At 56.2% G+C, this 22,927-nt stretch carries 16 protein-coding genes and 1 riboswitch; of the genes, 11 read left to right on the plus strand and 5 right to left on the minus strand.

Going from position 1 to position 22,927, the window contains the following annotated elements; genetic code table 11:
• Nucleotides 1-2 precede the first annotated feature (2 nt).
• Nucleotides 3-659: a TetR/AcrR family transcriptional regulator gene (locus tag ABF979_RS04495; RefSeq protein ID WP_415558071.1), complete on the minus strand. Its 657-nt coding sequence runs from the start codon at nucleotides 657-659 to the stop codon at nucleotides 3-5.
• Nucleotides 660-774: 115 nt separating this feature from the next.
• Between ABF979_RS04495 and ABF979_RS04500 the strand changes: the two genes are divergently transcribed.
• From ABF979_RS04500 to ABF979_RS04520, 5 genes are all read left to right on the plus strand, one after another.
• Nucleotides 775-1,983 (plus strand): efflux RND transporter periplasmic adaptor subunit, encoded by a 1,209-nt coding sequence (locus ABF979_RS04500; protein WP_415558073.1) that lies wholly within the window; start codon nucleotides 775-777, stop codon nucleotides 1,981-1,983.
• Nucleotides 1,984-1,989: 6 nt separating this feature from the next.
• Nucleotides 1,990-5,166: an efflux RND transporter permease subunit gene (locus ABF979_RS04505; protein ID WP_415558075.1), complete on the plus strand. Its 3,177-nt coding sequence runs from the start codon at nucleotides 1,990-1,992 to the stop codon at nucleotides 5,164-5,166.
• Nucleotides 5,163-6,617 (plus strand): efflux transporter outer membrane subunit, encoded by a 1,455-nt coding sequence (locus ABF979_RS04510; RefSeq protein ID WP_415558077.1) that lies wholly within the window; start codon nucleotides 5,163-5,165, stop codon nucleotides 6,615-6,617. The genes ABF979_RS04505 and ABF979_RS04510 overlap by 4 nt, the downstream gene beginning before the upstream one ends.
• 12 nt (nucleotides 6,618-6,629) lie before the next feature.
• Nucleotides 6,630-6,971, plus strand: a complete 342-nt coding sequence (locus tag ABF979_RS04515; protein WP_202207155.1) for a hypothetical protein — start codon at nucleotides 6,630-6,632, stop codon at nucleotides 6,969-6,971.
• 214 nt (nucleotides 6,972-7,185) lie between these two features.
• Nucleotides 7,186-9,540, plus strand: coding sequence for a TonB-dependent receptor (locus tag ABF979_RS04520; RefSeq protein WP_415558079.1), 2,355 nt, complete (start codon nucleotides 7,186-7,188; stop codon nucleotides 9,538-9,540).
• A 64-nt stretch (nucleotides 9,541-9,604) separates the two neighbouring features.
• On the opposite strand, the gene pnuC is transcribed toward ABF979_RS04520, so the two are convergent.
• The 3 genes from pnuC to ABF979_RS04535 are packed head-to-tail and all read right to left on the minus strand — an operon-like array spanning nucleotide 9,605 to nucleotide 13,678.
• A complete protein-coding gene (gene pnuC / locus ABF979_RS04525) occupies nucleotides 9,605-10,165 on the minus strand; it encodes a nicotinamide riboside transporter PnuC (RefSeq protein ID WP_202207156.1) in 561 nt (186 codons plus the stop codon).
• A complete protein-coding gene (locus tag ABF979_RS04530; protein WP_415558082.1) occupies nucleotides 10,156-11,298 on the minus strand; it encodes a phosphotransferase enzyme family protein in 1,143 nt (380 codons plus the stop codon). Before ABF979_RS04530 ends, pnuC begins: the two co-directional genes overlap by 10 nt.
• A gap of 4 nt (nucleotides 11,299-11,302) precedes the next feature.
• Entirely contained in the window at nucleotides 11,303-13,678 is a 2,376-nt protein-coding gene (locus tag ABF979_RS04535) for a TonB-dependent receptor (RefSeq protein WP_415558084.1), read from the minus strand.
• Nucleotides 13,679-13,761: 83 nt separating this feature from the next.
• A riboswitch (TPP riboswitch) is annotated at nucleotides 13,762-13,894 on the minus strand.
• A gap of 138 nt (nucleotides 13,895-14,032) precedes the next feature.
• On the opposite strand from ABF979_RS04535, the gene ABF979_RS04540 reads away from it, so the two are divergent.
• The 3 genes from ABF979_RS04540 (at nucleotide 14,033) to ABF979_RS04550 (ending at nucleotide 18,040) form a co-directional block, all read left to right on the plus strand.
• Nucleotides 14,033-16,114 (plus strand): S46 family peptidase, encoded by a 2,082-nt coding sequence (locus tag ABF979_RS04540; RefSeq protein ID WP_415558086.1) that lies wholly within the window; start codon nucleotides 14,033-14,035, stop codon nucleotides 16,112-16,114.
• A gap of 118 nt (nucleotides 16,115-16,232) precedes the next feature.
• Nucleotides 16,233-17,462: an MFS transporter gene (locus ABF979_RS04545; RefSeq protein ID WP_415558088.1), complete on the plus strand. Its 1,230-nt coding sequence runs from the start codon at nucleotides 16,233-16,235 to the stop codon at nucleotides 17,460-17,462.
• Nucleotides 17,459-18,040, plus strand: a complete 582-nt coding sequence (locus ABF979_RS04550; protein WP_415558090.1) for a YdcF family protein — start codon at nucleotides 17,459-17,461, stop codon at nucleotides 18,038-18,040. The genes ABF979_RS04545 and ABF979_RS04550 overlap by 4 nt, the downstream gene beginning before the upstream one ends.
• On the opposite strand, the gene ABF979_RS04555 is transcribed toward ABF979_RS04550, so the two are convergent.
• Nucleotides 18,034-19,293, minus strand: a complete 1,260-nt coding sequence (locus tag ABF979_RS04555) for an AGE family epimerase/isomerase (RefSeq protein ID WP_099211765.1) — start codon at nucleotides 19,291-19,293, stop codon at nucleotides 18,034-18,036. The two genes, ABF979_RS04550 and ABF979_RS04555, sit on opposite strands and share 7 nt — an antisense overlap.
• A 161-nt stretch (nucleotides 19,294-19,454) precedes the next feature.
• On the opposite strand from ABF979_RS04555, the gene rpe reads away from it, so the two are divergent.
• From rpe to ABF979_RS04570, 3 genes are read left to right on the plus strand one after another with little or no spacing between them, the layout of a single operon-like run.
• Entirely contained in the window at nucleotides 19,455-20,129 is a 675-nt protein-coding gene (gene rpe, locus ABF979_RS04560; RefSeq protein WP_046900742.1) for a ribulose-phosphate 3-epimerase, read from the plus strand.
• The gene (locus ABF979_RS04565; RefSeq protein ID WP_415558092.1) at nucleotides 20,129-21,796 is read left to right on the plus strand and encodes a heparinase II/III family protein; all 1,668 of its coding nucleotides are present in this window, start codon (nucleotides 20,129-20,131) and stop codon (nucleotides 21,794-21,796) included. The genes rpe and ABF979_RS04565 overlap by 1 nt, the downstream gene beginning before the upstream one ends.
• Before the next feature lie 10 nt (nucleotides 21,797-21,806).
• Complete coding sequence (locus ABF979_RS04570) at nucleotides 21,807-22,925, plus strand: glycosyltransferase family 4 protein (protein WP_415558094.1); 1,119 nt, start codon at nucleotides 21,807-21,809, stop codon at nucleotides 22,923-22,925.
• Nucleotides 22,926-22,927: the final 2 nt, after the last annotated feature.

Consider the following 22,927-nt stretch of genomic DNA (forward strand, 5'->3'; position numbering starts at 1 on the left):
AGTCAGGTACTATGGGCCTTGAGAAAAGTCTGGATGCCATACGCCATAAAATGGGCCAGATTTTCGCCTTCCTTGGGAGGCTTGCAGTGAGTCAGATGCGCGAGCAGCGGGCCGCCAAGGGTCATGCTGAAAAGTAGGTCAGCGGCCTCTTCGATGTTCTCGATATCAAGGTGGCCAGCCTGGACCTGCTGGGTCAGCCACTGTTGAACCGGTAGCGCGCGACCAGAGAGATGAAACAGATCTGTGACGATTTGACGTACGGCAGGATTGCGCGTGGTTTCCGTGATAATAGATTTCAGCAGACCAAGCCGCTCTTCGTCGAAAAGCTGCTCTGCGATAAGCATCATCATCATCTGGAGCTGTTGGGGCAGCGGATCTGTTTCAACCGGAGTGTAAGGGATCGGGGCGAAAAGCCGTTCGATAATAAGGGTCTCGAAAAGAGATTTTTTAGACTCGAAAAACTGGTAGAGCGTCTTTTTGGACATCCCGGAGCACGTAGCAATGCTGTCCATGGATGCTGCATGATAGCCATGAGTCGTGAGCATTGAACTTGCAGCATTCAGGATCCGCGTCTTGCGCTCTACGTCATCCACTGAACCGTTATGATCGCAGCACCGCAGCTTGCGGGTATCGGGTAGGGCGGAAGTGGGACTGTTCAAGATCAACTCCGGGATTATTCGTACCGGCCGAATTGACGTTCATCAAAGAAACCGGCTAGTTTCCGGAACAACTGGAAACTGCGTGGTTTCTGTATCACAGGATAGCGGCTGTATCATGCCTTCTTTTCAGAAAACATTTTGGATGTCGTCCGCGACTGTCGTCTTGGAGAAAGGTCAGATGCGCCGTCAGGCCAAAACAATGATCCCTTTGCTGGCAGCCATGCCTTTCTTGGTTGCTGGCTGTCAGAAAAAAGCTGCTGCTCCACAATTGCCGCCGCAGCCTGTTGGCGTTATGACACTGCAAACCCAGCCGGTTACGCTGGAGACGTCTCTTCCCGGCCGAACGGATGCCTATGAACAGGCGCAGATCCGTCCGCAGGTGAATGGTGTGATTGTCTCGCGTGACTTTGAGCAGGGTGCTGACGTCAAAAAAGGGCAGCAGCTGTTCCAGGTTTATATTGCGCCGTATCAGGCCGCTTATGACCAAGCCAAGGCTCAGCTCATGAATGCGCAGGCCGTTGCCACGCGCGCGGCTGGTCAGCTTCGCCGTTATGCGCCGCTGGTCAAGGCGCATGCTGTCAGCTCACAGGACTATGACAACACGCTTGCAACGGCCCGCGAAGCTGAAGCGCAGGTTGCTCAGGCGAAAGCCAATCTTGAGGCTGCCGAAGTCAATCTCAATTACACTCATGTCCGCGCGCCGATTGATGGCCGTATCGGCCGTACGCTTTATACGCCGGGTGCGCTGCTTACGGCAGGGCAGACACAGCCGATCGCAGTGGTGACACGGCTTGATCCGATTTATGTGGACGTCAATCTGGCGGCCTCTGACATGCTGCGTCTCAAGCATGAACTGGCAACGGGGCAGGTTGAGCGTAAAGGCGATGATGCCGCTGCTGTGGGTCTGAAGCTGGAAGATGATTCAGATTATCCCCAGCGCGGCAAGCTCCAGCTTTCGGAAGTCACGGTCGATCCTGCAACGGGAACGCTTGTCATGCGAGCTGTTTTCCCGAACCCGGATCATCTGCTTCTGCCGGGAATGTTTGTGCATGCCCATATCCGCGAAGGTATCGACCCGAACGGCATTCTGGTGCCGCAGGTGGCTGTCCAGCGTGATTCTAAGGGCAACCCCTTTGTGATGATTGTTGATGCAGAAAACAAGGTGCAGCAGCGCGCCATCCAGACGTCCCGGACAGTTGGAAAGGACTGGCTGGTGACGGGCGGCGTCAAGGCTGGCGACAAGATCATCGTGAATGGTCTGCAGAAGGTTCAGCCGGGTGCGAAGGTCGCACCTCAGGACGTTCCTGCGGGAAAGGCTGAGTAACAGCACATGACGCTCTCACGCTTTTTCATTGATCGGCCGATCTTTGCCTGGGTGATCGGGCTGATCATCATGCTGGTGGGTGGCGTCGCCATCACCCGCATGCCGATTGCCCAGTATCCAAGCATCGCACCGCCGCAGATCGCCATTTCCGTCATGTATCCGGGCGCTTCGGCGGAAACCGTGAACAATACGGTCGTCCGTCCGATCCTGCAGCAGATGTATGGTCTGGATCATCTCGAGTATCTGTCTGCTTCGTCCTATGCGAGCGGCCAGATGGAAATCGACCTGACCTTCGAGCAGGGAACGAACCCTGACATTGCTCAGGTTCAGGTCCAGAACAAGCTCCAACTGGCGCAGCCGCGTCTGCCTTCCGAAGTGACGGCTCAGGGTCTGAGCGTTACGAAGGCCACCAAGAATTTCATGATGGTTCTGGCCTTCATTTCCGAAGATGGCAGCATGTCCGGCCAGGACATCGCAGATTACGTGGCTTCCAACATTTCTGATCCATTGTCACGTGTGTCAGGCGTGGGTGACCACACGCTGTTTGGCTCTGAGTATGCCATGCGAATCTGGCTGGATCCGTCCCGGCTGTATAATTACGGCCTGACGGTTGGGGATGTGCAGTCTGCCATTCAGGCACAGAATATTCAGGTTTCGTCTGGTGAACTGGGTGGTCTGCCCGCAAAGAAGGGCATCGGATTTGATGCGACGGTTATTGGCCCGACGCGTCTGAGTTCGCCTGAAGAATTCAACAAGATTCTGCTTAAGGTTCAGCAGGACGGCAGTCAGGTTCGCCTGAGCGACGTGGCCCGTGTTGAACTGGGCGCACAGAGTTATGCTCTGGGTTCCGTCTATAACGGTCATCCTGCATCTGCGATGGCGCTGAAGCTGGCGCCGGGTGCTAACCAGCTTCAGACAGAGGCCGCAGTTCGCGCCAAGATGACGGACCTGCAGCGTTATTTCCCCCATAGTCTAAAGCTGGTTTATCCGCTGGATACCGAGCCGTTTATTACACTTTCTATCAAGGAAGTCATCGAGACGCTGGTTATTGCCATCATTCTCGTGTTCTTCGTGATGCTGATCTTCCTGCAGAATTTCCGTGCCACGCTGATCCCGACGATTGCTGTGCCGGTTGTTCTTCTGGGCACGTTCGGGCTCCTGTCCGTGATGGGATACAGCATCAACACGCTGACCATGCTGGCTATGGTTCTGGCTGTTGGTCTGCTCGTGGACGATGCGATCGTCGTTGTTGAAAACGTCGAGCGTGTGATGACGGATGAGGGCCTGTCTCCCAAGGAAGCAGCCCGTCAGTCCATGGACGAAATTTCCGGCGCCCTGATTGGTATCGTGCTGGTTCTGACGGCCGTGTTCCTGCCGATGGCTGCCTTTGGTGGCTCTACCGGTGTGATTTATCGCCAGTTCTCCATCACCATTGTTGCTGCCATGTGGTTGTCTGTTCTGGTGGCTATGGTCATGACGCCGGCACTTTGCGGGTCCATGCTCAAGCCGACCCATAAGGGACATGAGCGTGGTCCGGCAGCCTGGTTCAACCGCAATTTTGATCGCCTGACCAATGGTTATCTGAGTGGCGTGAAGTGGCTGATCCGCGCTCCTGTTGTCAGCATGATCGTGTTTTTGTTGCTGACCGCGGGTGTGGTGTTCCTGTTTACTCGTGTGCCCGGTGGATTCCTTCCTGACGAAGATCAGGGGATCATCTTTGGCCAGGTCACGATGAGGAATAACGCAACGCAGGAGCAGACGGCGGCCGTCAATCAGAAGATTACGGATTACGTCCTGAAAAATTACGGGGATTACGTTCAGTCTGTCTTCACGATGAACGGCTTCAGCTTCGCCGGACAGGGCCAGTCTGCAGGCGCATTCTTCATTAGAATGAAACCTTGGGATCAGCGTCCCGGTGCGGCCCATACGACGATGACTGTGTCTCGTGAAATCATGATGCACTTCTGGATGGATCCGGACGCGCAGATCTTCGCAGTTAATCCGCCTGCCGTGATGGAGCTGGGTAACGCTACCGGTTTCGATCTGGAACTTGAGGACACAGGACATCTGGGTCACGCAGCACTGCTGGCCGCGCGTAATCAGGTGCTGATGGAAGCAGCTAAAAATCCGCTGCTTCAGGCTGTACGTCCGCTTGGCATGGAAGATGCGCCGCAGTTCAAGCTGGACATCAACCGTGAACGTGCGAATGCGCTTGGTCTGACCAACGCTGACATCAACACGACGCTGGAAGGTGCTCTTGGCTCCATCTACGTCAACCAGTTCATGCGCGATGACCGTGTGAAGCAGGTCTATATTCAGGGTGAACCCTGGGCACGTATGACACCGGAAGATCTGAACCGCTGGTACGTCCGCAATACGACGGGCACGATGGTTCCGTTCAATGCCTTTGCGTCCGGGACGTGGGAAAGCGGCCCGCAGAAGGTCGAAGACTACAACGGCATGAACTCCTACGAGATTCAGGGGCAGCCTGCGGTTGGGTCCAGTTCCGGTCAGGCTATGAGCGAGATGGAGAAGATCCTCGCCAAGCTGCCACGTGGCATTGGGTATGAGTGGACGGGTCTGTCTTACGAGCAGCTTGCATCCAGTGGTTCAACGGGGCCGCTTTATGCTCTGGCAGCTATCGTGATCATGTTCTGTCTTGCCGCGCTCTATGAAAGCTGGGCCATTCCGTTTGCCGTGCTTCTGGTGCTGCCACTGGGTGTGCTCGGAGCGATTGCTGCAACGCTGGGACGTGGCCTTTCCAACGACGTTTACTTCCAGGTTGGTCTGCTGACGACAGTGGGCCTGTCTGTGAAGAACGCGATCCTGATTGTGGAATTTGCCAAGGCTTTCTTCGAAGAAGGGCAGTCTCTGGAAGAGTCCGTGATTGAAGCCGGGCGCGAACGTCTGAGGCCAATTCTCATGACGTCCATTGCGTTTGTCTGCGGTGTGTTCCCGCTTGCGATCGCAACGGGGGCAGGCTCTGCTGCACGTGTGGCTATCGGAACCTGCGTGGTGGGCGGCATGCTCTCTGCAACCTTGCTTGCGATTTACTTCGTGCCGGTATTCTTCGTGGTGGTGCTGCGTCTGTTCCGTGTGGTCCGGATCCGGGATCGGAAGGACGCCTATGCCCATCTTGATAATAAGGCGACACCTGCCATTGAAGGGGAGCACGGCGCATGAAGGCCCGTCTTGGATTTGCCGCGCTGTTGATGCTTTCCGGCTGTAACATGGCTCCTAAATACCACCAGCCAACGCAGGCTGTGCAGAATGGTTATCCTGCCGACACAGGTGCAAAAAATGCACCTGCGGTCAGCAGCGTTGCCAATCTCGGCTGGGAAGATTTTTATACCGACCCGCGGTTGAAGGCGCTCGTTCAGCTGGCTCTGAAGAACAATCGTGATCTGGCGGCGCAGGCAGCGGCTGTCACGGTTGCGCGTGGGCAGTATGAAATCCAGAATGCGTCCCTGTTCCCCATTATTTCTGCTGGGGGGCAGGGGATGTTCATGGCGCCGTCTGATACGGCGGGATTCTCGTTTGCTCCAGGACTGGGTACTTCTGTTTCCACATTGCGCCTGTATCAGACGTCCATCGGATTTTCGTCTTATGAGGTGGATCTCTGGGGACGTATTCGCAATCTGACGAGGCAGCAGGCTGAAACCGTTCTTAACAGCGTGGAGAATGCCCGGAATGTTCTGCTCACCACCGTGTCACAGGTGGGGACAACCTACATTCAATGGCTGGCTGACAGGGAACAGCTTCGTGTCACACGCGGGACGCTGAAGTCGCAGGGAGAGACCCTGCGTTTGACGCAGTTGTCGTATGACAATGGCGAAACGGATGCGCTCACGCTTGCGCAGGTCAAAACCCAGGTTGAGCAGGCTTCCGCCAATGAGGCGCAGTATGCCCGCGCCGTAGCGGATGACGAGCATGCGCTTCAGTTGCTGGTCGGAACGCCTCTGCCCGCCGATCTGCCGCCACCGGCGCCGTTCGGTACGCAGACCATGATCGCAAACCTTCCGGAAGGTCTGCCGTCGGATCTGCTCGCACAGCGGCCTGACATCGTGGCTGCCGAACATACTCTGATCGGTGCCAACGCGAATATTGGTGCCGCACGCGCCGCGTTCTTCCCAAAAGTGACACTGACGGCTTCCGAAGGCACAAGCTCGCTCCAGTTTCGCAAGCTGTTCACGCCTGGGGCGGAGACATGGACTGTTTCACCATCCATCAGTTTGCCGATTTTCACCTGGGGCCAGAGTGAAGGCAATCTGTTGATGGCGAAGGCGCAGAAGCTTCAATATGCGGCACAGTATGAAAAGACTGTGCAGACGGCTTTCCGGGAAGTGTCGGATGCGTTGACGGCCCGTGAGACGTATCTGTCTCAGGACCGCCATATGCAGTCCCTCGTTGATCAGTCACAGAAGGCCTATGACCTGGCGAAGATGCGGTATGATGCCGGGATCGACAGTTATCTGACGACGCTTGAGCAGCAGAGAACGCTTTATCAGGCTCAGCAGAATGCCATTCTGGTTCAGGCGGCCCGGTTCCAGAACCTCGTCACGCTTTACCGTGCGCTTGGCGGTGGCTGGAGCCAGAAGACGGTTTCGCCTACAGTGCCTGCCGCAACGCACTGACCGGAGAGCATCATGCGCAGGATCCTGACTACCACTTTAGCCGTTCTAGCCCTGACGGGCACGGCTGTCGCGCAGGATGCCGAGGGTGACGGGCCCAAGAAGCCAAGCATGCACGAGCTGTATCATAGCTCCTCGCTTCCCCGGAGCCATGCTGACTTCAGTCGCTTCAAGTATCGTCCGCCAGGGGACAAGGTGGTTGAACAGCCGGATGCGTTTCGGCTGCTTTTCCGCACTCGTGACGGCCAGCCCGATGGTTATGCCGAACGTCGTGGCGATGCCGTGATCTACTATGATCGCTACGGAAAAGTGACACATGTTCAGCCGCTTGCGCCGGACGATGAAACGCCGAACTGATCTGTTTCTTCGACGACTGTTTTAGAAAGCGCCGCCCTGTTTTCAGGTGCGGGGCTTTTTTTTTGCGTATGGGGACGGGGCCTGCCTGTGTCCTCGCATGACCGAGTTTGTCGGAAAACAGACACACTTTATCAAAACCCTATTGAGAATGTTTCTCATTACCAATATAGGGATTCCCGAATGTAAAATAACTTGTCTGAATGAAGAGGTTCCGGTGACAGGCTCGCTGCGCACACACATTACGTCTCTTTCAGTTGCCGGTACGCTCCTGATGTCTTCCCAAGGGTATGCTGCCGACCCTGTGAAGCATGAAAAAAAGCCAGAGCGTAAACCCGAGTCATCGACGCGGCATTTTGAAGATCCAACGGATATCGAAGGATCGGATGTCGAACATCTGACAGTTCAGGGGCATGGGTTTAACACCATGCATCAGTCCCTCGGGCTCTCCCGGATGCCGCAGGATGTCATGCATACGCCGCAGAACATCAATGTTGTGCCGCAGGCCCTGATGCAGCAGCAGAATGTCAAATCTCTCGATGAAGCTCTCAGGAATGTGCCGGGTGTAACAACGTCCATCGGTGAGGGCGCTGGTGGCATGAATGGCGATCAGTTTCTGATCCGCGGATTTCAGGCCCAGAATGATATTTATGAAGATGGCTTACGGGACTTCGGTGTGTATTCCCGCGATTCATTCAATTTCGAAAACGTGTCTGTCATCAAGGGGCCGTCTTCCGAAGTTTTCGGGAATGGTACGACGGGTGGCGCCATCAACATGGTGACTAAAACCCCGGGTTTGAAGAACCATTATGCCGCTGATTTTTCAGGCGGATCAGGCAGTTATTATCGCGGCACGCTGGATGTGAACCAGAAAATCAATGACTCTACAGCCTTCCGGATTACGGGCATGGGCGATGAGCATAATGTTGTAGGACGAGATTATATCTTCTCCCATCGCTGGGGTGTTGCTCCGTCGCTTGCATTTGGGATCGGTAAGAGAACAACACTTATTCTGCAGTACATGCACCAGCAGGAAAACTCCGTTCCTGATTTCGGTGTCCCGGTCGTTACCAAGCCGGGCGCAAAGTACGGGCAGCCTATTACGGAATACGGTATCCGTCGGACGAACTGGTACGGAACGGATAACGACCAGAACGCCACCAACTCCAACATGGAAACAGCACGTTTCAGCTTCAAGCTGAACAAGCATGTCACGTTCTATGACGATTTGCGTGGTGGTGAATATTACCGGTCTTTTGCAGCCTCAAAAGCGACCTGCGATACCACCTGTGTGAATAATTACTTCAACGGGGATGCCTCAAAAGCACTTGTTGCGCGTTCCGGGCCTGTTGGTGCAGGCGCGGGCACGGGCGCCGGAACGTACATGGCACCGTTACCTTATGAGCAAACAAGCTGGTCTGTGCAGAATGTCGGCTCAATGGTGGCTGATTTCCATACGAGCTTTCTCAAGCATCAACTGGTTGCTGGGTTTGATGTGGAGCGCGTTAATGATGTTCGCTCCCAGTCGACGTATCTGAAGCCAAAACCTTATGCGAACCTTGTTAATCCAAACCCGCATGTGGGAAATCTGGATCTCGTACCAGGGGACATGAATCCGGGTGGTCTGGTGTCTCTGGGTTCACTGGGCGCGAAGTCTCACAGCAATGGTTACGGGTTCGACACCGGTCTGTTCCTGTTCGATCAGATCTGGTTCACCAAGTGGCTCTCTGTGAAAGGTGGTTTCCGCTGGGATCGCTGGCAGACAAGCTATAATCTGACGGGAGGCAATGTTGCGAAGAACCCCGATCAGCATTTTCATGATGTTACAGGCGTCTTCAATCCGAACGCTAGCCTTGTCGTAACACCAGACGAACATCAGACCTATTATTTCACTTGGGCCAATTCCACGACCCCAATGGGAATGTACGTCACCAACGGGTCTGTACCCATTCGTCCGGGAACCAATTCTTTTGCCAGCCCGGAGAAGGCTCAGCTTTATGAGCTTGGGGCCAAGTACAGCATTCTCCATGACCGCCTGGGTCTAACCGCCTCACTGTTCCGTCTGGACAAGGGCAATGCGCTGAATGCTGATCCGGTGACCGGTGAAATTCAGGGGTCTTCTGATCGGCAGCGCAATCAGGGACTGGAACTGTCTGTCGGGGGCGTCATTCTGCCAGGCTGGAACGTGTCAGCGACTTATGCCCTCTATGACAGCAGCACGACGTCTTCCGCCACGAAGGCAAACCGTGGCAAGAATGTTCAGTATGTGCCGCACAATCAGGCAACACTCTGGTCCGCATATAGTGCCTTCCCGGATAAGCCCTATAACCTGACGGTGGGTGGTGGACTGACCTGGCGTGAGCATGTCTGGTTGAATGCGGCCAATACGCTGCGTGCACCCGCCAACCTAGACTTCAGTGCCATGATTTCCCATCGCTTCAATCAGCATTGGAAAATCTCCATGAATGGCTACAATCTGGCCAACAGACTGAACTATCAGAGTCTTTTCTCAAACCGTTCAACGCCATCCGCAGGGCGCATGTTCCTGGGAGAAGTCAGCGTAGCGTATTGAGGGAAATGCGTTTCGGTTGAGAGACTGTTCCTCATATGGCGGGAAAGCACACTCTGCTTTCCCGTTATTCTTGAGACGCTCTTTGCCATTTGAACAGTCCATGTACCGCCAGCCCCACAAATATCGCGTAAAGTGCAGCCGTTGGATAAAGGGTGCGATTGATGAACATGGCAACATAAGCTGTGTCGATCACGATCCAGCAGGCCCAACTGATCGTATGGCGTCGCGCGGCCCAGATCTGCGCGACCAGACTGTAACTACTCAGGAAAGCATCAGCCATCGGGGTGGGGTCATCTGTAAAACGCGCCAGACAGAAAGCCCACAATCCGCCGCCTAGTGCGCCGCTCAGTAGACCGAAGAGAAGCCCGCGCCCTGAAAGCGGCCGAATATGCAGGGTATCATCACCCTGAGCGCCATCTCTTATCCAGCACCACCAGCCATAAATCAGACAGCCACAGAATACAGCCTGAAGGCAGGCATCAGCATAAAGATGGGCTTTAAAAAATACCCATCCATATAAGAGTGCGGCAAGAAGAGAGAATGGCCAACAGGCCATGTTGCGGCGTGCTGTCAACCACACGCCCATGGCGCTGAGCAGGGCCGCAATGAGTTCTGTCAGGGACATACCGCAGTGCCGTTCAGAGTTTTACGGAGCCAGTTCAGAAGGTGTTGTCCTTCATGGCCTGCAAACCAGTGGGCATGACCCAGAAGATAGTCCGCATAGGCAACGTGTGCGGATGCCTCATCGCGAAGCAGCGCGCTGTAATATGCGACCTCAGACAATGCGAATTCGACATGAACAAGCGGTAGAAACGCAACAACCAGTTTGCATTCCTGGGGTGTGAGAGGGCGGATATTCTGATAGCCCCTCAGAAGTGCGGTTAGCTGGTCCCATGAGACGCGATAATCGGTTGAGAGCCATGAGATGGCAGTGCGTTCAATGGCAACTGCAAGATCGTAAGCGGCGCAGGTGCGATCAGACATGCCAAAATCAAAGATCCCGCAAATTTCGGCATCGGGAGTATCCGAAGTCCAGAACTGGTTGGATGGATGCCAGTCGCCGTGTCCCCAGCAGGGGACAATATCCATCAGGAGGGGTCGAAGCTTTGCATGGAAAGGTTCAAGAACACTCAGGATCTGCTGCCAGGATTGAGGATTTAACGTTGTATTGAGATCCGGTTGAGACGCGCTCCAGACGCGAAGGCCAGTCTCAAGATCCGGGTGGGTAATGGCGTTGAAGCTGGACAGCAAAAGCCGATCAGGGCGGGCGCGGGCGGTATAATCTGTTGCCGCAAGATGCAGGCGAGCGAGTGCACTTCCTGCCGTATGTGCCTGTTTGGAACAGAGAAACGGCTCCCAGGATTGAACGTCTCGATAAAGGTCCAGACCGGGTAAGGGAGGAAAGACCTCGTAAACCCAGCCATGATCCGTCAGCGCCGAATGTCCATTCTGCGTTTTGAGCGGTGAGGTCACGGGTAGGTCATGACGCACAAGGTGTGCCATGAAGTCATGTTCTTCCGTCAGGGCATTCTGATCGCGCAGGCGTGGGTCGTGGCGCTTCAGGAACAGCGTCGTGCCGTCGATAAGGCGGATCAGGGCCGTCGCGGAGAATGGGCGTTGTCCATGCCACAGAACGGTTTCCGGAACGGCTGTGTTGGGAAAAAATGCCAGAACACGTTTCGCCTCGGCGAGTGTCAGAGGCGGCCAGTGCCGTTCAGCCTGCACACCATTGACGCCGAACTGTCCGGGAACGGCCACGGGTTCAGAAGCCTGTGGATGCTGTGAACAGGGCTGCGAAACCGCCGCCGATGTAATAACTTGGGGCACTCCCACTGATCGTGCTGCCGTAAATGCCGGTCGTATCCTTTGCGTTCAGGGTCGGGCTGGCAACGCCGGACAGGGAGCGCTCATTGGTGATGTTGATGAAGTTCAGGCGCAGGGTTGGCTTGTGCAGGCGAGACAGATCACCGAAGCGGTAGCCGACGGAAATATCGCCTGTTGTGCGGTCTGACATCCGCTCATCATTCATGAACGTTGCGTATTGGTGCCCCGTGTAATGCAGGGTGGCCACGCCGAAGATATGCCCGTCATCGTAGCTGATGCCAGCAGCGGCCTGAAGCGTCGGGCTGCGAACGGCCATTTTGCCTTTGGTCGGCAGAAGATCGCCGCCGGAGGCAATGTTGTTATCAATGGTGGCGTGCAGATACTCGCCGGAAACATAGGGGCTGAAGTGGTGCCAGGGGCGGAGGCCGATTTCCACATCCACACCGCGGGAGGTTTGGCCGCCGGCATTCATGGTCGTCTGAATGATGGAGCCATTCTGGGAGGCCAGCGTTGAGATCTGGCGGTTGGTGAAATTGTAGTTGAACAGCGTCAGGCTGCCGATGATCCATTGTCCTGTGCGGCGATATCCCAGTTCTTCGGAAATGGAATATTCGTTGCGGACATCCGCACTGCCTGTTGTCGCGAGTGCGCCGGAGGTTGGGTCGTAGGTATTGTAAAGCGCCGTCTGGTCTGGCGCGCGGAAATTGGTCGTGGCGTTGAAGAAGATCTGGTTCTGCTCATCAATGCGCCAGCGGACGCCAACACGCGGCAGAGGCTCCATGCTGTTTGACGCCACACGATACTGAGGGCCGGGAACATTGTTCGTGCCAGCGCGGCTCATCATGACGGCCTTGAAACCCGCCTCGATGGTCAGGCGATCATGCAGGAGCGAGATGTGATCGCCCACATACAGCGCGTTGGTCTGGGAAATGGTGTGGAAGCTGCCGCCCAGCAGTTTCTGTCCGTTCGCAAGATGGATCAGGCTACTGTTGTTTTCCGCCCAGATATCGCCTGAGGCGCCGGTGGCAGAAACGGTTGTGAAGGGCTGCTGCTCGTTGTCGTCTCCGTAATCATACCAGTAACCGAGGACGAAATCGTTCCAGCCGGTTTTGTAATGCAGGGTGGAATTGAATCCGGAGCGATAACTGCGTTGCGTGTAGTTGGCACGCACGACAGCAGTTCCATCCTGTGCATTGGGCAGCGTGAGCGTGTCACTTAGGGGCTGAGTGCCGTTATAGAGACCGGTTTCCGTCAGTGTGGAGCCACCCGGAACGTTGCCATAGGCGAACTGTGCGTAAGGTGTGACGTCCAGGGAAAGCTTATGCGTCAGATGCAGATGGACGGGCGCGCCTGCATAGAAGGTGCGTTCCTGCGCGCGCCACAGACGCCAGTAATTGACGGCGTTGTCTGCGTTGGAGGCGTCATAATGGCCTGCAAGGTTGTTCGCGCCATGGATGCCATCGACTTTCCAGCTTTCCATCGTGACCTGCGGATAATAGCTGGTGACGGTGGTGTTGAAGGAACCGATAAGGCTGGTGCGGTTGCCCTGGCCCCAGTCCTTCAGGAACTTGAAATCGACATGCTGGCGTTTGTCCCGCCCCGGTCCGCGCCAGTTATCGCTGGCGCTGTGGGAATAGGATACAAAGCCACGAATACCGGAATTGCCGATGTTGCCCGTTTCAAGGCGAATGAATTCGCGGTTGGTGTCGAAGGAGCCATAGGAGACGCTGGCGAAACCCCCGGCCTTCTGTGACGGATCGAGAAAAGACAGGCTCATCAGCCCACCGGCGGCGTTCAAAACCGGACTGTCCAGATCGGCCGACCCTTGGGCAAGTGCGACCTGACTATAATTCTCGCTGTCAGCGAACTGGCTCGGATATCCGGAATAATAGGCGACATCGTTCAGCGGCGTGCCTTCCAGCACATAGCCGATGGCATCATTGTTCAGGCCGCGAACGGTCAGGTTGGTGTTGGGCGAAAAGCCGAACGGGTCGGATGTGGCAACATTCGCACCGGGCAGCATGGAGGCGAGCTGATAGGCCGTCGCCATCGGGGGCTGCTTGTCCATGTAGTCGCGGCCGACTGTGCTGATAGAGCGCACGCTGTTTTCCGGTCGGATCAGTCCGCCGCCGGGCTGATGTCCGGGCGCACTGTCAGAGACGCGGTGAACCGTGATGTGCTCGGCCTTCGGGGCTATGGGCGCAGGTGGGGTAAGGGCTGTGGTATCCGCCGCGCGCACTGTACCGGCACAAACGGTCAGGCCGAGCAGGAAGACAGGAACCTGGCGGGATTTGCGCGCAAATACGGTGGTCATGATGGTGCTGTCCCGCCTGCAATACTGCGATCCCCCCATGCGCAGCGGGGACGACGAGAGACACCGAAAATCCAGTCTTTGGATCTGTCAGTAGCCACCATCCCTCCGCCAGCATGAACTGGATCAGGTTCGATGGGTCACTGCGCTGGTATGGCTCTAAAGCGCATACCCTCAGCAGTCTCTCAGCCCTTTGTCAGGGCGCCCCAAGGTGAAGACGCACTCCTTCATGGGCTGCGAGCGAATGTCAATAAATTCCGTATTGCGTGGGGGTATCAAAATTTCGTCGGCAGGGATGGAGCGGCGAGGCAGAGCAGGATAGAGTATTGTTATAAGATAACATTTTTAGGATCTGTCATGCGTGTTGTTAAGCGCTTGTTGCCTGCTCTGCTCATTGCCAGCACGGCCCTTGGTTCAGCTCAGGCCGAGGAAGGAATGTGGACGTTCGACCATCTGCCAGCTCGTCAGTTGAAGCAGCAGTATGGCTTCGAGCCTTCGGCTGAATGGATCAACCACGTCATTCAGTCTTCAGCACGTCTGGCAGAAGGATGCTCGGCGTCCTTTGTCTCTGGTGACGGGTTGGTGATGACGAACCATCATTGTGCCAATACCTGCCTGACGGATCTGTCAGACAAGACACACGATTATTTTCATGATGGTTTTTCGGCAGCAGATGTTTCCAAAGAGCCGCAATGTCCGGGTATGGAGCTGGATCGTCTGGATCAGGTGAAAGACGTGACAGGCCGTGTCGCTGATATGACCGCAGGCAAGCACGGTGCGGATTATGCAAAGGCGCTTCAGGCTGCCAGTAGCGTTCTGACGAAGGAATGTGCGGGCGGAGATGCAATACACTGGCGGTGTGATGTCGTGACGCTTTACCATGGTGGTCAGACCGCCCTGTATCGCTATCGTCGATATCAGGATGTGCGCCTCGTGATGGCGCCAGATCAGGATATCGCATTCTTTGGCGGCGATCCGGACAATTTTACCTTTCCACGGTATGATATCGATCTGTCGATGTTGCGGGTGTTTGAGGACGGTAAGCCGGTCCACACACCTTTCTTCAAGTTTGATCCGAAAGGACCAAAAGCGGGAGAGCTGGTGTTCACGTCTGGTAACCCAGGGCGGACGCAGCGGTCGCTTCCGGCCAGTGCATTGACGTTCCAGCGGGATGTTATCCTGCCAACCATCATTGGCGTGTATTCGACCATTGAAGGGGCGCTCTGGCAGTATTCGCGTGAGAGCAAAGAACATCTGATTGAAGCGCAGAATACGCTGTTCGGCGTTCAGAACGGCCTGAAATCTCTATCGGGCACCGTGAAGGCCCTGCGGGAACCTGGCGTGATGGAAAAGCGTGAAGCGGAAGATCGTGCTCTACAGGCCTGGATTGATGCGGATGCCGAGCGCCGCAAGATCTATGGTGAGCCGTTCAAAAAGGTAGAAGCTGCATTGGCCATACAGCGCCAGTCTTATGGCCATGACTTTGCCATTGCCCGTACAGTTCATGGCTTGCTGGGTGATGCTGTCATGCTCGTGTCAGCCGCGCAGGAGCGCCAGAAGCCGGATGCCGAGCGTCGTGCGGGCTACCACGATGCCGAACTGGCTGAACTTGAAGCTGAAATTTCTGCCAAAGTGCCGGTGCATGTCGATCTGGAAACCATGACGCTGGCTCTGGGCATGACCACGATGCGTCAGATGCTGGGTGAGGATGATGCTGCCGTTCATCTGGTTCTCGGCACAAAAAGCCCGGATGAACGCGCTGCGGAGCTGATGCAGGGAACGAAGCTTGCTGATCCTGCGCAGCGCCTTGCGTTGTATAAGGGTGGTGCAAAGGCCATTCAGGCCTCTACGGACCCGATGATTGTTCTAGCCCGTCAGTTGCAGCCGGTTCTGGATGTGATCCGCAATCGAAGCCGTGATCAGATCGAAGCACCAATGCATGAAGCTCAGGGTGCGATTGCCCGTGCCCAGTTTGCGCGCGCACAGGCAGAAGGAAAGGCAGATACGCTTTATCCGGATGCTACATTCTCACCAAGACTGTCTTACGGCACCGTCAAAGGCTGGCAGGATGGTGCCAAGACGATTGCGCCCTTCACAAACTTTGCCGGAATGTACAAACATGCGACCGGCAGCGATCCGTTCCGCCTTCCGCAGGTCTGGCTTGATGCGAAACCTCTTCTGACACTGTCCACGAATCTCGATTTTGTTTCGACGAATGATATTGTGGGTGGAAATTCAGGCTCCCCGGTCATTAACCGGCAGGGCAATGTGGTAGGTCTGATTTTCGACGGTAATCTCAATAGTCTGGCTGGCGATCTTTATTACGATGGCGAGCGCAATAGAGCGGTTTCGACGGATACGAGCGCTATCATGGCTGCACTCAAGACCGTCTATCATGCCGATGCCCTTGCTCAGGAACTGGAACAGGGACACCTGTAATCATGATGTGAGGGTCGTTCCTGCGGAATAACCCTCGACATCTAATGTAAGATTCCTGACAGTGGGTAGATGCCAGTCTGTCCGTCTTCCTGTTGTTTTCAGCCTGGAGTGTCCCCTGATGCTGGGTGACACTTTCCGCTCTCTGGGGCGGCGTAATTATCGTGTCTGGGTGTGGGGAGCTCTGTTCTCCAACATCGGGACATGGATGCAGTTTACCACGCAGGACTGGCTTGTTCTTACTGAACTGACCCATCACGATGCCATGGCCATTGGCATCGTGATGGCCCTCCAGCTTGCCCCACCCCTCTTGCTAATGCTCTGGACCGGACTGATTGCAGATCGGGTTGAGAAGCATCGATTCCTGCTCTTTACCCAAGGTGCTCTGGGTGTTCTGGCCGTTGCACTCGGCCTGCTTGTTGTTACGGGGTCGATCCGTCTGTGGCAGGTGGATCTGTTTGCGTTTCTAAGTGGCTGTGTTGCCGCGTTTGACAGTCCTGTCCGCCAGACATTTGTCGGTGAGTTGGTGGGAGAGACCGATCTTCCAAATGCAGTGGCCATCAATTCCATGTCCTATAACGCTGGGCGGATGATTGGGCCTGCGGTTGCAGGGTTCTGTATTGCAGAAATTGGTTCAGGCTGGTCGTTTGTCCTGAACGGGGTTTCGTTTTTCGGTGTCATGGGTTCGTTGCTGTTTATTCGGCGTGAGGACCTGTTTCGGCATGCCAGAGCCAGAGAAAGCGAGCGTAATGCCCTGACCAGTGGTCTGCGCTATGTCTGGGCGCGCGAGGATCTTCGGACCATTCTGATTATGCTGTTTATTATCGGAGCGTTTGGTCTCAACTTTCCCATCTTTATTGCGACCATGGCCGTTGGTGTGTTTCACGTCGGCGCGCATGGCTATGGAATTCTGAATTCCGCGATGGCCGTTGGCACCATTCTGGGAGGCTTTCTGGCAGCAAGTCGCAAAAAAGCTGATTTTGATGTTCTGCTGAATGGCTCACTGATTTTTGGTGTTGGTTGCCTGTTGGGAGCATTGGCCCCGACATACTGGCTTTTTGCCTGCACGTTGCTCATTACCGGCGTATCGTCTCTGACATTTACGGCTACCAGTAACAGCTTCATGCAGCTCTCGAGCGACCCATCCATGCGAGGGCGCGTGCTGGCCATCCGGTTTGCTGTTTTTGCAGGATCATCCCCATTTGGTGCCCCTGTTGTGGGATGGGTTGCCAATTATTTTGGGCCGCGGTGGTCCCTGGGAGTCGGAGCACTGTCGGGGTTTTTGGCGGCAGTGGTGGCGTTGTTATACATCCTGCGCATGCGGGAGCAGCAGGGCGAGAAGCACTCGTGACCGTTCGCTGGGGAAAGCGGATTGCGGCAGCGGCGTTGGCTGGCGGTATTTTGTGTGCGAGTTGGTGCGCATGCGTTGCCGTAATGGGTATGCGTGCTTCTGCCAGCCCCGCAGAAATGGGCGTCATTTTCGGCACAGCCGTCACGGATGCGGGCGTGCCGAAGCCAGCGTTGCAGGACCGTCTGGAAACCGGATTGTTACTCTGGAAAGAAAAGCGCGTTCGGGAACTGATGGTGAGTGGAGCTGTGGAAACTTCCAATCATCAGGATGAAGCTGAAATCATGGCGCACTGGCTGGAAAATCACGGTGTTCCGGCCGAAGCGATCATTGTTGATTCCCAGGGAAACAATACCTGGCTAACGGCTCTGCATGTTGCGCAGGAAGCGCCGGAAGGGGCTGTCGTCGTTTCGCAGTGGTTTCACATCATGCGGGCAGAATGGGCATTGCGGCATGCTGGCGTGAAAGACGTGTCAGGCGCTTATCCGAAAGTCTTTCGACTGCCTGAACTCTACTATCTGTTCCGGGAGGCCGTGGCGCTCCCGGTGTATTGGGTAACGAAACCGATCCCTGCTCAGTAAGGCACGCCAATCTGTTCAATCGCTGTTGCGAGTGACGGAGCCAGTGGCATCATCGGTGCCAGCGTGGACTGGTAGGCATGGTAAAGGTCGCCCTTACCTTTGTAGATATGTTCTGTCGGCTCGCCTTCCGGGCTGACTTCGTTGAACCAGCTGCCAAAATCCCGATCGATGAGGGTTGTGTCGATATAATCCCAGATCGTGCGATACCAGTGCTCGTAATGTGGATTTCCCGTGCGCTTATACAGGTTGATTGCCGCCGTCAGAGCTTCTGCATGAGCCCAGTGGACGCGCGAAGGCACATGGGGTTTGTGATCCCAGTCAATTGTGTAAACCATTCCGGGAAGACCATCGACGTTCCAGCCTGACTTCATTCCGGTTTCGAAGAGCGCCTGTGCGTCATGAAGCATCCAGCCCGGAGCTGTTTCGCCCCTGCGGAGTAGAGCTGCTTCCAGTTTCACGGTCAGGTGAGACCATTCGACGAAATGACCCGGTGTCATGCCGTAGGGGCGTAGATCGTCCGTAGGTTTGTCTTCATGATAATTCTGCAGCAGATCCCAATTTCGGTTGAAGTGCTCGGGCATTGCGAAGCCCTGCTGTGGGGCCAATTCATGCACAAACCGGGTGACAATCCGCAGCGCGCGGCGCAACCACTTCACATCGCCGGTAACATCCGCAAGAGCCATGAAGGCTTCTGTGGAATGCATGTTACTGTTGGCCCCGCGATAGTTCTCTTCGTCTGACCAGTCATCTGCGAAGCTCTCACGCATGACGCCTTCGTCTTCAGACCAGAAATGCGTCTCGATCTGATGGATGGCGTCTTTGAGAAGTGCGTTGGCACCTTCCACACCGATCAGAACAGCAGAGGACGCGGCAAGTGCGACGAACGCGTGCAGATAGGCCTGCTTGCGCTCGTGAGGCTGATCCGCAAAGTGGTTCCAGCCTCCGTGCTGCTGGTCCCGAAAGGATGTCATGAGCGCATTCACGCCATGTGCGACGAGCGGCGCGCTTCCTGGAATGCCCTGGAGTTCCGCAGTCGCATAAGCGTGAACGCACCGCGCAGTCAGGGTCGCTTCTGCCTTGGCACCTTCAGGAAGATGACCTTCCATATCCAGCCCCGCAAAACCCCCGTCGATACAACCTTCCTTGCTGAAATCCAGCAACCGACGGCCCTGCATCTCGAGCCATGCCCGGTGAGATGGTCGGCGGATCCAGGCGTCTCTACTGAGCAGAATGGGGGAGAGGCGATCGGTCATAAAAACTCCATACTACGGTGGTAGTAGTCAGACAGTCTGATGAGGACGCATCAGCAGCGGTTGGGTTCCTGAGGGTCTCGTCGGCGGTACTCGCTCACGAACGCGCGGGGATGTGCGGAACTGTCTTGCGTCTGGAGGTTGCTTTGCCGATACATAACAACATGACAGAACGATCCCCGATCATTGTCGCCCCCAGCCTGCTGGCTGCCGACTTCGCCCGTCTTGGAGATGAGATTGCATCCATCTCCCGCGCGCCCTGGTTACATCTGGATGTAATGGACGGTCATTTTGTGCCGAATATCTCGTTCGGTCCTGGGGTGATCTCGGCCTTGCGAAAGCATACCGATGCGAAGTTCGACGTGCATCTGATGATCGATCCGGTTGATCCGTATCTGGAAGCAACAGCCAAGGCTGGCGCGGATCACATTACGGTGCACGTGGAAAACGCCCCCCATATTCACCGGACGCTTCAGACCATCCGTGCGCTCGGTTGCCGCCCGGGAATTGCGATCTGTCCGGGGACGCCGCCTGAAGCACTGTCAGAGGTGCTTGATCTGGTCGACATCATTCTGGTCATGACAGTGAATCCCGGGTTTGGCGGCCAGAGCTTTCTGGAAAGCCAGCTGCCAAAAATCCGAACCCTGTCGCGCATGATTGAAGACAGTGGCCGTGATATCGTGCTGGCGGTTGATGGCGGCATTGACCCGGTCACGGCCCCAAAAGTGGTGGCTGCCGGCGCGCGGATGCTGGTGGCAGGGTCTGCCGTCTTTGGTAAGCCGGACCGTGATTCAGCCATTCATGCACTTGAAGGCCCGTTCAAGGAAGACAGCGCCTGATGCCCATTCGTCGCTGGATTCAGGACGCACGACTTTCACTCGCACGACTGCCCGTTGGTGGCGGAACTTCAGAGGGACCGGTTTATATTTATCGTGACCCGTGGAAGGGGGACGCCGAGCAGGGCGCCCGCCTTGTCGCGGGTCGCTTTCGGTTTGAGCGGCAGGACTACGATCTGCCGCGCGGAAAGTGGGAACGTGGCCCTTGGCCGGAACCTGCAAAACAGTGGCTGCAAAGTTTTGCATGGCTGCGGGATCTGCGCGCATTAGGCAGTGACGATGCCCGCATGACGGCCCGCGCGCTTGTCGCGGACTGGGTGTCGCATCCTCCAACGGATCCGCTGGTCAAGGATGCCTGCGTAACAGGTGCGCGCCTCTCATCCTGGCTGGCAAACCACGAGTTCTGCCTGGCTTCGGCGGATCGTAAACTTCAGCAAAAAATCATGGACCGGATGCTGGTAGAGGGGCGGACCATTGCCGCCCTTTTGCCGCTGGAACCGCAAGGCTGGCGCGGGCTGACGGCCCTGCGTGGCCTGCTTGCTGCTGCTCTGGCTATGCCGGATCACAGCGGGTTCATGACGCGCTTCCTGCGTTACCTTCCAGCGGAAATTGAACGTCTGATTCTTTCTGATGGGACGGTTGCTGAGCGGTCTCCGGAGGCACAATATCAGACGGCGCGTGAACTGGCAGAAATGTCTGTCATGTTCCGCACAGCGCATTCGAGCGTGCCGCCCTTTATTGATGTGGCCCTGGACAGAGTCTGCCCGGTGTTGCGTGCCATGCGTCATGGTGATGGTGGCCTGGCCGTTTTTAATGGTTCCAACGAGCGTTACAGCGCGATGGTGGAAGATGTTCTGGCGCAGGGCTCTAGGCAGAAGCTGATTGCGCCTGCCATGCATCAGGGGAAATTTATCCGGCTGGCTCTCGGGAAGTCTCTGCTGATTGTGGATAGCGGTGCGCCTCCACCGACCAGTTATGATCAGGCAGCGCATGCTGGCACGTTGTCTTTCGAGTTTTCAAACCAGCGGCATCGTCTTTTCGTCAATTGCGGCAGTGCGCAGGTGGGGGCATGGGCGCAGGCGCTGAGGGCCAGTGCAGCGCATACGGTTCTGGTCGCGGATGGTCTGTCTTCCTCAGACTTCGGGCCTGACGGACATGTCACGCGGCGTCCGGCGCATGTCACCTGCGAGCATCAAAGCAGTGGGGAGGCCCATTGGCTGGATCTGTCTCATGACGGGTATCATCCACCGCTTGGTATGAAGTGGACGCGGCGTCTCTACCTTGGGGCAGACGGAGAAGACCTGCGCGGGCAGGAAGTTCTTGAAGGTGAGCGCGAGACGCCTTTTGCCCTGCGGTTCCATATTCACCCGGACGTGCATGTCACACGGGACGACGAAGATATCATTCTTCAGGTGGGCGGCATGATCTGGCGCTTCCGTCAGAAGGGCGGCATGCTACTGCTCGAAGATGACGTCTATTTGGCGCGCGGTCGGCGTGAAAAGACCAAGCAGATCGTTATTGCTTCTCTCAGGCGTGTTCTTCCTGCGGCGGAAGAGGCAGCCGAGAATGGTGGAGAAGCGCAGGAAAGTGCCAAACCTACGGCACCCTCAAAACCACTTCAGGTTGTCTCCCAGACAGTCACCTGGCTTCTGGAACGTATCCCGGAATAATGGTGCTGCTGTGAAGATTCTTGAAATCACAAACGTTGATTTCTCCCTCCGCCAGTTCCTGTTTCCCTTAATGAAGGCGCTTCGTGCCGCCGGGCATGAGGTTCAAGGGGCCTGTGCGGAAGGCCCCCATCTGGCGCCAGTTCGTGCAGATGGGTTTGTCGTTCATTCAGTGCCGATGGCGCGGTCATTGTCACCGGTTGCACAGCTTCGCGCGTTTGTCGCGCTGATCCGGCTTATTCGCCGGGAGAAGCCTGACGTCGTGCATGGACATATGCCCATCAGTGGCATTCTGGCGAGGTTTGCTGCACGTCTTTGTGGTGTCAGGATCATTGCCTACACCTGTCATGGTTTCCTGTTCAATCAACCTGGATCTTTGGCCCGCCGGGTACTCTCCGTTGTTCTGGAATGGGCCGCAGGTCGGATCACCGATCTGTACATGACCGTCTCGGTTGAAGAGGCACGGGACGCAAGACGCCTGCACCTGAATGTGCATCCCGTTGCTATTGGTAATGGCCGTGACCCCAAGCGCTTTCATGCTAATCCCTTGGTGCGGGCCCGTATCCGTAGGGAGTTGGGTGTTCCGGAAGATCGCCCCGTGGTTATCGTGGTTTCGCGACTGGTGCGCCACAAAGGCCATCCGGAGCTTCTACGAGCCATGGAAGATGTGCCAGGAGCTGAACTCTGGGTTGTGGGGGAGCGGCTGCCATCTGATCATGGCGATGCCCTCGGGCCCGCGTTTGACAGAGCCAGACAGCTTTTGGGCCCGCGGTTGCGGATGCTGGGTTATCGGGAAGATGTGCCAGATCTTCTTGCCGCCGCAGACGTGTTTGCGCTTCCAAGCCACTTTGAAGGGCTTCCCATGTCCGTCATTGAAGCGATGCTGACGGAATTGCCTGTAGTGGCGACTGATGTTCGCGGTCCGCGAGAACAGGTCGTGGATGGACAGACCGGATTTCTGGTGCCTCCCGGTCTGTCCGCGCCATTGGCTCGGGCGCTGAGAACAGTGACACAGGATCTACCTCTGGCGCGTGCTATGGGAGAGCGGGGGCGGCAGCGGGCGGTTGCGTCCTATAGCGAAAAACGGATCATGGACCTCGTGGTGCGTCTGATCGAGGCTGAAGCGCGGTAGAC

Origin of the sequence: Gluconobacter sp., from assembly GCF_047723935.1 — a bacterium.
In the GTDB taxonomy this organism is placed as follows: domain Bacteria; phylum Pseudomonadota; class Alphaproteobacteria; order Acetobacterales; family Acetobacteraceae; genus Gluconobacter.